Here is a 10,460-nt window from a genome sequence, read left to right as displayed (position 1 = left end):
GAACATTTTATTTTGATAAAACATTCAGTTGACTGGGGCTTCTATGTGGATAAAGGGATAACTGGGGTTAGGTGGTAACCATGGGGTCGTCAATTACATCTGTTCCGAAAGCGCGTGCACATAAAATCATCTGATGGTGCTGTTTTGCTACGATGTTGGGTTTCATCGCTTACGTGATATTGATCGGCTGTGACTTGCGACGGGGGCCGGTGCCGCAGTTGGCGGTGAAGCGGGAGCGTTCTCTGGGTATAACGCTGACCGATTCAATCGGCAGTTGCATCCGGACGAACGGAAGTGGGCGCAAGATCGCGCGAAGGACTTCGTGGCGTTCTATAAGCAGAAAACCGGGCAAGACATTACGATCGATCAAGCACAGAACATGTTGCTGGTGAATGGATATCGTTTGGTGGATGCAGCAGCCAGCAAAGGACCGGGTGGTGATTCGACAGCGGTAGCTTATATTAACCAGAACGGTGGTGGACTGTTTGCCAAGGACCAGTACTACAATAATCCGCTCATGTTCGGAAATAAGGACGGCTCGCCAACGCCCGAGCAGGTTGCGTTGGCGAGCAACTCGGGCAAGCCGGCAGGGCCTGGTTTTCGGGCGCCGGATTATTCTTCCGCAAATGGATCCGGTATGAGCGTCGCCTACGGAACATCCGTGAACTTGCATGATGGCCAGATATACGTGGGCGGTGGAAAGGCAAATCCGTTTTCACCCTCTGGGAATATTATGTTTGGGTATCTGTTGTTTCCAGGCGATTCCCCCACGCTTGAAACCAATAATTTCCTTAACGGAGCCGCAATTCCGATCGGCGGATGTATGCTTGGCGTTTGCATAGGATTGAATCATTCGATTGGTGGTCAGACATCTATTGAGTTTGGGGTTGGTACACCCGGAGTTTCAACTGGTGTTACGGTATCGAAGCCTGTCGGAGGTTCCCGTTGGTGAAATTTAAAACGTGGTTTCAATTTTTGATAATTGCGATTTTCGCGGTGGCAATGGTCAGCTTTGTTCGATCTTGTCAAGCTGATCCTACGCAAGGCCAACTATTCGACCAATTGGCGATGATGCGTGACGATATGCGAGCGATTATTAATGATGGTGGGCGTGTTGTTCGTTATGACAATAATGAAAAGACAACGTTCGCGAGAGTTTATCTCTTGCTGAGTGTTGATCGGAAAACATGGGGCGTTGATCTAGAGAGAGCCTACGGCAATACATTGCTTGCACGCGGATGGGTGCCAGTTAAAAAGGAGGCTAACGAATTGTCGCTTTGTAAGGGTGGTGCTTTTGCATCAGTAACTGCTCCGACAGCTGATAGGAATGGTTCGATAGCAATGATTTTCGATGCTGCGAGTATTTCTAAGTGCCAGCGTTTACTACGTACTGGCGAGGCGCGTTGAGTAGTTTGCTAACTGATGGCCACATCCTGAAATTCTGACGGGCACATAATGTAGGGTGGTCTGGGAATGTAATGTAGATCAAGATAAATCGGAATAATAAATTTTGTTGGAATTGCATGATTAAAAAACACTGTTTCAGAAGATGGTGGGGTTATTGTCTTCGTTGCGATTGTGAGTTTCATTGCGTGCGTGATGCTAAAGAATATTTTTTGATAAAAAATTTGGTTGACATGGGATTCTGGATTGGTTGAGGGAAGTTTGAGTTAGATGGTGGCCAGGGGGGCGCCAATTTAATCTGTTCCGAAAAAACGTGTGCATAAAATTATCTGCTGGTGCTCTTTCGCTGAAATTATGGGCTTCGTAATTTTCGTGCCATTGAAGAATATATTTTTAGACTGAGGCATTTCTTGGAAAGTAGGATGGTTGGATAGCAAGCAGTTGGCGGAAGCAAAAATCCGGAATAGTGGGGGCAAGATGATGCACGAGCAGCATCCTGCTGATTGGATTCGTGTGGCTGCCACCCGTGCATTTATTTCTGGACTTTTCTCGGCGATCAGTGTGCTGGTCGCGTTAATAAGCAGTCGCATCCTTGACGAATGCGCATGATTCGGTTGTAGTCAACGACTCATATCTAGAAAAACATGAAAATTATTCGCCGAGGGAATTTGGCTGCCGCAGCACTGCTGTTTATCGTGACCGGTGTGTCGGCGCAAGAAGCTCCGCGTCTGATTGTTCCAGGCAACGACCAGCAAACCCGACAGCAGGAAGAGGCTCGTGAACGCGAACGGGCAGTCACCGCGCCCGGGGTGCGTTCTGGTGTGACGGCGAGTGCTGCGTATCCAGTGCTGCCGTCCGAAACGCCGTGCTTTCGCATCGAGCATTTCGCACTCGACGTACCCGATGCACTGCCTGCATCCCTGAAATCGCAAGGCGCGTCGGCGTTGCCGATGGATCGCTTCGCCTTCGCGCGCGAATGGCTCGAGCACTACACAGGCCAGTGCGTCGGCAAACAGGGGCTCGACGTGCTCGTCAAGGGCTTGTCGCAAGCGATCCTGGCGCGCGGGTACGTCACCACGCGCGTGCTGTTGCCCGAACAGGATCTGTCGACCGGTATCCTCAAGTTTTCGCTGATTTCCGGCGTGATCCGCCACGTGCGTTTCGCCGACGAGAAGCTCCGCGGCACCTGGAAAACCGCCTTCCCGACCGGTGACGGCGAACTGCTGAACCTGCGCGATCTCGAACAGGGCCTCGAGCAGATGAAACGGGTGTCGAGCCAGGACGTGTCGATGCAGATCGTGCCGGCCGATGTGCCAGGCGAAAGTGACGTCGTGCTCGATGTGAAGCGCGGCAAGCCGTGGACGGTCGTCGCCTCGATCGACAATTCGGGCACACGCGCGACCGGCCGACTGCAGGGCAACCTGTCGCTCGGCATCGACAACCCGCTCGGCCTGAACGACATCTTCAACATCGGTATGAGCCAGGATCTCGAATTCGGCGACAAGCGGCTTGGCTCGCACGGCTGGAACGGCTTCTATTCGATCCCGTGGGGGTACTGGACCGCGACGCTTTCCGCATACACGAGCACGTACTACCAGCAGGTCGCTGGCGTGAACCAGACCTTCGTTGCGAGCGGCAATTCGAAGACCGTCGACTTCAAGCTGAACCGCGTGCTGTCGCGCAGCCAGAACGACGTGTTCGGGGCACAGTTCCGGCTGTCGCGCCGCTTCGGTCAGAGCTTCATCGAAGACACCGAAATTCCGCAGCAGCGTCGCAACAATACGTTCGTCGAGTTTGGCCTGACTGATCGCCACTACTTCGGCAACGCGCAGTTCGACGGGACGCTCGTGTACCGGCAGGGCATCGGCGCGTTCGGCGCGCAGGACGACATGCTGGCATCCGACGGCGGCCCGACCTACCGTTACAAGATGGCGGTGCTCGACGCGAACCTGTCGGTGCCGTTCGCGATCGCGCAGCAGCCGTTTCGCTACGTCACGACATTCCACGGCCAGTACACGGGCAACACGCTCTACTACATCGACGACCTGACGATCGGCAGCCGCTACACGGTACGCGGCTTCGATGGAGAGACGATGCTGGCGGCTTCTCGCGGTTTCTACTGGCGCAACGAGCTTCAGGCGCCGATCGGGCAGACGGGGATGGCGGTCTACGCGGGGCTCGACTACGGTCGAGTGTGGGGCCCGCAACCGATCGCGCTGGTCGGCACGCAACTGGCCGGCGCGGTGATCGGCGTGAAGGGCAGCGTCGCGACGCGTTTCGGCGGGTACGGCTACGACCTGTTCGCCGGTACGCCGGTGTACAAGCCGTCCGGCTTTCCGACGAACCGGGTCACGCTCGGATTCCAGCTGACGGCCCAGTTTTGATGAGTACGCGATCAATCCGACCGGCGCTTCATGGATTCGATAACGACGACGAGGACCGGGAACCGACGGTGTTGCTGACCGCGCAGATCGCTGCAGTCTTGTTCGCGAACAGTTGGCCGGCTATCGATGTTCGAACGCCAGGCTTGCCAGTGCCACTTCAGCTGGACGATCGACACGGTGCTCGATCGGCGACAAGTTTTGGCGTACGACGGGCGGCGTTGCGCCGCCCGCGCATCACACGTACAGGTAGCGCACCAGGTGGAAGAACACCGGCGCGGCGAAGCAGATCGAATCGACGCGATCGAGCATCCCGCCGTGGCCGGCGATCATCGAGCCCCAGTCCTTTGTGCCGAGCGAGCGCTTGACCGCCGACAGCACGAGCCCGCCGACGAAGCCCGCGATCACGATCGCGAGCGAGATGCCGAACGCCGCGCCGAAGCTGAACGGCGTCACGCGATACAGCGAGGCGCCGCACAGCGTGGCCAGCAGGCCGCCGCCGACGAAGCCCTCGATCGTCTTCGACGGCGACAGCTGCGGCGCGATCTTGCGGCGTCCGAACAGCTTGCCGACCACGTATTGCAGCACGTCGCTGATCTGCACGACGAACAGGAAGAAGAACAGCAGCAGCGCGTTCTGGCCGGCGTAGCGCGGAATGTCGAGGATCAGCACGGCCGGCGCGTGGCTCAGTCCGTACACGCACACCATCAGCGCCCAGTTGATCTTCGCGTTGCGGCTCAGGAATTCACGCGTGTCCTGCGTGAGCGCCGACACGAGCGACATTGCGAAGAACAGGTGCACGGGCACGAAGATCGAGTACATCCCGTACCAGTTGATGCCGAGCAGCAGGTACTGCACGGGGATCGCGATGAAGAACGCGATGAAGAGCGTCGTATGGTCGCTCGCGGTGGTCGGCGTGAGCGTGATGAATTCGCGCAGCGTCAGGTACGACAGCAGCGCGAACACCAGGTACGTGACGTTGTTGCCGAGGCCGATCGCGACGGCCATGATCGCGATCATCGCCCACCACGCGCGGATGCGCTGGTTCAGGTTGACGATGGTCGCGCTGGTGCCGCCGCTGCGTGCGCCGAGGATCGCGCCGATCACGGTCGCGACGACGAGCACGCCCGTGACGCCCGCGACCAGTTCCCAGAAGAGGGTTCGCATGGTTGATATCCGGAAAAGGGAGAAGGGAGCGCCGCGTTCAGCCGGCCGGCCGTTGCGGCGGCGCGAGCGCGACGACCGCGTCGCGCATGCGGGCGAGGAACGTCGGCTTGTCTTCGTCGGCGCCGAGCGCTTCGTTCGCCCCGAAATGCACCTTGCAGATCAGCGGCACGGGCCAGATTGCGCCCTTCGGCATGATGCGCTGCAGGTTCTCGAGGTAGACGGGCGCGAGCGCGACGTCCGGGAACTCGGTCGCGAGATGGAACAGCCCGCTCTTGAACGGCTGCGGCAATACGTCGGCGCCGCGCGTGCCTTCCGGGAAGATGATGATCGAGTGGCCCTGCCGCAGCGCGTCGCGCACCGGCTCCAACGGGTCGCCGCCGTTTTCGCGGTGACGGTCGATCAGCACGACGTTCAGCAGCTTCTGCGCGATGTGACGCTTCAGGTCGCTGCTGTCCCAGTAGTCGCGCGCGGCGACCGGCCGCACGACCGCGCGCACGTCGCGCGGCAGCGCGGCGAGGATCGCGAGCGTGTCGATGTGGCTCGTATGGTTCGAGAAATAGATCTTCTGGGTCGGGGACGGCGGCGCCTGATGCCAGACGGGATACGCGCCGGCGACGAGCCGCACGATGGACAGCAGGAAGTCGCGCTGCCAGACGTTGACGATGTTCATCGGCGCGTGGCCTCCTGCGTGCATGCCCGGCCCGCTGCGCATGCGCGGCGGACGGAACCCCGGAATGCCGGCGCGGCAGGATGCGCGCCGGACGGCTCTTGTTTAAATTTTTTCAATTTCGTGGCTGCCTGTCGCAGGTCCGCGATAATCGGACGATTCGCCGTCGCACGCTGTTGCGTCGCGGCGAATGCGCCGGTCGGCGGCGTGATAATCGGCTGTTGCACGAGTGCCCGTCTGCAGTTCGAAGGGATCTCGCTGCGATCGGGCCAGCGGATTATCGCGAGTTTCGCCGAAAAACGCCAGATTGGCGCCACGCGGGCGGGGCGGGCCTGCATGCTTGACGCATCGAGGCCGCTCGGCGACGATGAGGGCCGTTCAATCCAGGCCGACGACGGCCGTTTCGCCGCCCGGGGCAGGGCGGCGGGAAACGTATCCGACTGTGCCGCGCGAATAATACGAATACGAAACGATGAGCCTCTACGCACTCAAACCCAAATTCCAGAACCGTCTGCGCCCGTTCGCGAATTCGCTCGCCGAACGCGGCGTCACGGCCAACCAGGTCACGCTGTTCGCGGCCGGCGGCTCGATCGTCGTCGGCGCGCTCGCCGGGCTCGGCGTGTTCGCCCGCGCGCTGTTCCTGCTGATTCCGCTATGGCTGTTCGCGCGGATGGCGCTCAATGCGATCGACGGGATGCTCGCGCGCGAGCACGGGCAGAAGAGCACGCTCGGCGCATACCTGAACGAGCTGGGCGACATCGTGTCCGACGTCGCGCTCGTGCTGCCGTTCCTCGCCATTCCCGCGTTCGCGCCGGCGGACGTCTGGCTGTTCGCGCTGACGGCGGTGATCGTCGAATGCGCGGGGCTGATCGGCCCGCTCGTCGGCGCGACGCGCCGCTACGACGGCCCGTTCGGCAAGAGCGACCGGGCGCTGGCCCTCGGCGCGTTCGCGCTGTGGATCGGCTTCGGTTTGCCGGTCGGCAGCGTCGCCGCGTGGCTGTGGCGGCTGCTGATCGTGCTGTCGATCGTGACGGCGGTGCGGCGCGTGCAGGCCGGCATTGCCGAAGCGGGCGGCTGACGGGCCGGGCGCCGGAGGGCGGCGCCACATCATTCGAATAACGAAACGAGAGAGATCGCATGAGCACACGCACGGCCCGTGAGGCCGACTTCATCACGCACGACGGCGAAACGCTGTTCTATCGTCACTGGCCCGCGACGGGCGCACGCTGCCGCGGCGCCATCGTGCTGCTGCATCGCGGGCACGAACATTCGGCGCGCGTCGCGCACCTCGTCGACGAGCTCGACCTGCCGGATTTCGCCTTTTTCGCCTGGGATGCGCGCGGCCACGGCCGCTCGCCGGGCGCGCGCGGCTACAGCCCGAGCGCGGCCGCGTCGGTGCGCGACCTGCAGACCTTCGTCGAGCATATCCGCGACACGCATGGCATCGCGATCGACGATATGGCCGTCATCGGCCAGAGCGTCGGCGCGGTGCTCGCGGCGACCTGGGCGCACGACTACGCGCCGCCGATCCGCGCGCTCGTCGTCGCGTCGCCGGCGTTTCACATCAAGCTCTACGTGCCGTTCGCGCGGCCCGGGCTGCGGCTGATGCACAAGCTGCGCGGGCTGTTCTACGTGAACAGCTACGTGAAGCCGAAATTCCTCACGCACGATCCCGAACGGATCGCGAGCTACGCGTCCGATCCGCTGATCACGCGGCCGATCGCGGTCAACATGCTACTCGACCTGCACGATACCGCGCAGCGGATCGTCGCCGACGCGGCCGCGATCACCGTGCCGACGCAGTTGCTGATCTCGGGCGCCGACTGGGTCGTGCATCGCGGCCCGCAGGACCGCTTCTTCGAACGGCTCGGCTCGGCGCGCAAGGAGCGCATCGTGCTGCCGGGCTTCTATCACGACACGCTCGGCGAGCGCGACCGTGCGCAGGCGCTCGCGCCGCTGCGTGCGTTCGTGCTGCGCGAGTTCGATGCGCCGAGCCCGCGCGTGTCGCTCGCCGATGCGGACCGGCGCGGCGCGTTCCACGACGAATACGCGGCGCTCGGCCGGCCGCCAGCCAACGTGTTCGCGCGTGCGTACTGGGCGCTCACGCGCGCCGGCCTGAAAGCCGGCGGCGCGCTGTCGGACGGCATCGCGCTCGGGCTGCGGCTCGGCTTCGATTCGGGTTCGACACTCGACTACGTGTACCGCAACCGCGCGCAGGGGCGGTTCGGCATCGGCGCGCTGATCGACCGCACGTATCTCGATTCGCCGGGCTGGGCCGGCATCCGCCAGCGCAAGGTGCATCTGCAGGAACTGATCGGCACGGCGATCGGCCGCCTGCGCGGGCACGGCTCGCCGGTGCGGATCGTCGACATCGCGGCCGGCCACGGGCGCTACGTGCTCGATGCGATCGCGACGGCCGCCGAACGCGACGGCGCGGCGCCCGACGACATCACGCTGCGCGACTACAGCCCGCCGAACGTCGAGGCCGGGCGCGTGCTGATCGCGCAGCGCGGCCTCGAGCCGATCGCGCGCTTCGAACGCGGCGACGCGTTCGACGAGGCGTCGCTCGCGACGCTCGAGCCGCGGCCGACGCTGGCGATCGTGTCGGGGCTGTACGAGCTGTTCGGCGAGAACGCGCTGATCGAGCGCTCGCTGCGCGGGCTCGCGCAGGCCGTGCCGCCGGGCGGCTATCTCGTCTATACGGGGCAGCCGTGGCATCCGCAGCTCGAATTCATCGCGCGCGCGCTGAACAATCACCGCGGCGAGTCGACCTGGGTGATGCGCCGCCGTTCGCAGGCCGAAATGGACGAGCTCGTCGCGCGCGCGGGTTTCCGCAAGCTCGACCAGCGGATCGACGAGATGGGCATCTTCACGGTCAGCCTCGCGCAGCGGGTCGACGCGTCATGAGCGCGCTCGGCGGCGGCGCGGGCGCGGGTGGCGGGCTGGCCGAGCCGGCGGCCGGCGCGCGCGACGCGTCGTTCGTGCTGCGCTTCGGCTGGCTCGTGGCGATGGGCGCCGTGTTCTTCTCGACGTACGGCTTCGCGAACTGGCTCGCCGCGCGCCGCGCTGCGGTGCCGACGTTCGCGTTCGACTGGGAGCATGCGATCCCGTTCGTGCCGTGGACGATCGTGCCGTACTGGTCGATCGACCTGCTGTACGCGCTGTCGTTCTTCTTCTGGACGCGCCGCGACGATCTGCTCGATCACGTGAAGCGGCTGCTGACCGTGCAGCTGGTGTCGGTCGCGTGCTTCATTGCGTGGCCGCTGCGCTTCGGCTTCGAACGGCCCGACGCGGGCGGCATGGCCGGCGCGCTGTTCACGCTGCTGATGGGCTTCGACAAGCCGTTCAACCAGGCGCCGTCGCTGCATATCGGGTTGCTCGTCGTGCTGTGGGCCGTCTATGCGAGGCACCTGAGCGGCACGTTCGCGCGCGTCGTGCTGCATCTGTGGTTCGCGGCGATCGGCGTGTCGGTGCTGACGACCTACCAGCATCACGCGATCGACGTGCCGACCGGGGCGGCCGTCGGCTGTCTCGCACTGTTCCTGTTTCCGCTGCGTGATGCCGCGGGCCGCTTGCCGGGCGTCGATGCGTCACCGTCCGCGCCCGGTCGCGCGCTCGCGCGCCGCTATGTGCTCGGTGCCACGCTGGTCGCACTCGCGGCGCTGGCGTGCGTGCCGCGCGCGCCGGGCTGGGCGCTGGCGGCAGGGTGGGTCGCGCTGGCGCTCGCCTGCGTCGCATGGGCCTACCGGCGCGGCGCGCCCGGCGCATTCCAGAAGGATGCGCACGGGCGGGTTCCGGTCTTCATCGGCTGGCTGCTCGCGCCGACGATCGCCGGCGCGTTCGTCAATTCGCGGCTGTGGACGTTCCGGCAGCCGGCGCCGGTGCGGATCGACGAACGCGTGTCGATCGGGCGGACGCCGACGACGCGCGACATCCGGCGCCACGGCTTCACCGCGCTGGTCGACCTGACCGCCGAGATGCCGCGCTGGGCCGCCGCCGATGCATCGCTCGCGTATGCGTCGGTGCCGCAGCTCGACCTCGTCGCGCCGACGGCGGCACAGCTCGCGCAGGCCGTCGCGGCGCTCGAACGCCTGCACGGCGAAGGGCGCGACGTGCTGGTCTGTTGCGCGCTCGGCTATGGGCGCAGCGTGCTGTGCGCGGCTGCGTGGCTCGCGGCGCGGCGCGGGCTGGCGGATGCGCGCGACGCGCTGGCCGCGGTGCGCGCGGTCCGGCCGCACGCGGTGTGGTCGGATGACGGTGTGGCCGTGCTGCAGCAGTGGATCGATCGCCGTCGCGACGCGGGGCGCGTGTGATGCGCGATCCGTCCGCCCCGTTCAGGATCGCCGCCGCGCGCGGCACGCTCGATGCAGGCGTGTGGGCGATCGCGGCCGCGGTGGCCGCGGCCGGCGCGGGCGGATGGATCGCGGCGGGCTGGCCGCTGGCGACGCTCACCCGCGTGCTGCTGGCCGCCGTCAGCACAGGATCGGGGATCGCGGCGCTGTGGTACGCGGCGCGCATCGAGATCGACCGGCGGCTGTTTGCCGCGCTCGCCCGGGCGGTGGACGGCGACGGGTCGGTCGACGACGGGCTCGCGGCGCTCGACCGCGCGCTCGCCGATCTGGGCTGGATCGATGCGACGAAGGCCGGGCGCACGCTCGACGCGCGCGTGCGCGGCGCGGTCGGGCTGTGCCGTGCCGCCGTGCTCGTGGCGGTCGTGCAGTGGCTCGTCGTCGGGATCGCGATCGCGGTGTCGCCGACCGGCTAGCACGGCGCCTGTACGCGGCGACCGCGTTCAGTTGGTTCCTTGCGTCGTCTGTTTCGAATGCGCGGCCAGTCCGTTT

10 protein-coding genes are annotated in these 10,460 nt (G+C 64.4%); 8 read left to right on the top strand and 2 right to left on the bottom strand.

Annotated features, from left to right (window positions below):
- The first annotated feature begins 274 nt into the window (after positions 1-274).
- From HWX03_RS24300 to HWX03_RS24285, 4 genes are all read left to right on the top strand, one after another.
- Positions 275-952: a polymorphic toxin type 22 domain-containing protein gene (locus tag HWX03_RS24300; RefSeq protein WP_175872942.1), complete on the top strand. Its 678-nt coding sequence runs from the start codon at positions 275-277 to the stop codon at positions 950-952.
- Positions 946-1,407 carry a hypothetical protein gene (locus HWX03_RS24295; RefSeq protein ID WP_175872941.1) on the top strand — a complete coding sequence of 154 codons (462 nt, stop codon included), beginning with the start codon at positions 946-948 and terminating at the stop codon, positions 1,405-1,407. The genes HWX03_RS24300 and HWX03_RS24295 overlap by 7 nt, the downstream gene beginning before the upstream one ends.
- Before the next feature lie 423 nt (positions 1,408-1,830).
- Positions 1,831-2,013 (top strand): hypothetical protein, encoded by a 183-nt coding sequence (locus HWX03_RS24290; RefSeq protein WP_175872940.1) that lies wholly within the window; start codon positions 1,831-1,833, stop codon positions 2,011-2,013.
- 35 nt (positions 2,014-2,048) lie between these two features.
- Entirely contained in the window at positions 2,049-3,788 is a 1,740-nt protein-coding gene (locus HWX03_RS24285; protein ID WP_175872939.1) for a ShlB/FhaC/HecB family hemolysin secretion/activation protein, read from the top strand.
- A 234-nt stretch (positions 3,789-4,022) separates the two neighbouring features.
- On the opposite strand, the gene HWX03_RS24280 is transcribed toward HWX03_RS24285, so the two are convergent.
- Both HWX03_RS24280 and HWX03_RS24275 read right to left on the bottom strand, forming a co-directional pair.
- On the bottom strand, positions 4,023-4,952 hold the full coding sequence (locus HWX03_RS24280) for a phosphatidate cytidylyltransferase (protein ID WP_059837105.1): 930 nt from the start codon (positions 4,950-4,952) through the stop codon (positions 4,023-4,025).
- Positions 4,953-4,989: 37 nt separating this feature from the next.
- On the bottom strand, positions 4,990-5,622 hold the full coding sequence (locus HWX03_RS24275; protein ID WP_175820070.1) for a lysophospholipid acyltransferase family protein: 633 nt from the start codon (positions 5,620-5,622) through the stop codon (positions 4,990-4,992).
- A 469-nt stretch (positions 5,623-6,091) separates the two neighbouring features.
- Between HWX03_RS24275 and HWX03_RS24270 the strand changes: the two genes are divergently transcribed.
- Genes HWX03_RS24270 through HWX03_RS24255 form a run of 4 tightly spaced genes read left to right on the top strand, consistent with a single transcriptional unit; the run spans position 6,092 to position 10,384 of the window.
- Complete coding sequence (locus HWX03_RS24270; protein WP_175872938.1) at positions 6,092-6,697, top strand: CDP-alcohol phosphatidyltransferase family protein; 606 nt, start codon at positions 6,092-6,094, stop codon at positions 6,695-6,697.
- A 59-nt stretch (positions 6,698-6,756) separates the two neighbouring features.
- On the top strand, positions 6,757-8,526 hold the full coding sequence (locus HWX03_RS24265) for a bifunctional alpha/beta hydrolase/class I SAM-dependent methyltransferase (RefSeq protein ID WP_175872937.1): 1,770 nt from the start codon (positions 6,757-6,759) through the stop codon (positions 8,524-8,526).
- The gene (locus HWX03_RS24260; protein WP_175872936.1) at positions 8,523-9,932 is read left to right on the top strand and encodes a phosphatase PAP2/dual specificity phosphatase family protein; all 1,410 of its coding nucleotides are present in this window, start codon (positions 8,523-8,525) and stop codon (positions 9,930-9,932) included. Before HWX03_RS24265 ends, HWX03_RS24260 begins: the two co-directional genes overlap by 4 nt.
- Complete coding sequence (locus tag HWX03_RS24255; RefSeq protein WP_175872935.1) at positions 9,932-10,384, top strand: hypothetical protein; 453 nt, start codon at positions 9,932-9,934, stop codon at positions 10,382-10,384. Before HWX03_RS24260 ends, HWX03_RS24255 begins: the two co-directional genes overlap by 1 nt.
- The last annotated feature ends 76 nt before the right edge of the window (positions 10,385-10,460 follow it).

Source organism: Burkholderia sp. BCC0397 (genome assembly GCF_902832865.1).
Classification (GTDB): domain Bacteria; phylum Pseudomonadota; class Gammaproteobacteria; order Burkholderiales; family Burkholderiaceae; genus Burkholderia.
This window is presented reverse-complemented; position numbering and strand designations above follow the sequence as displayed.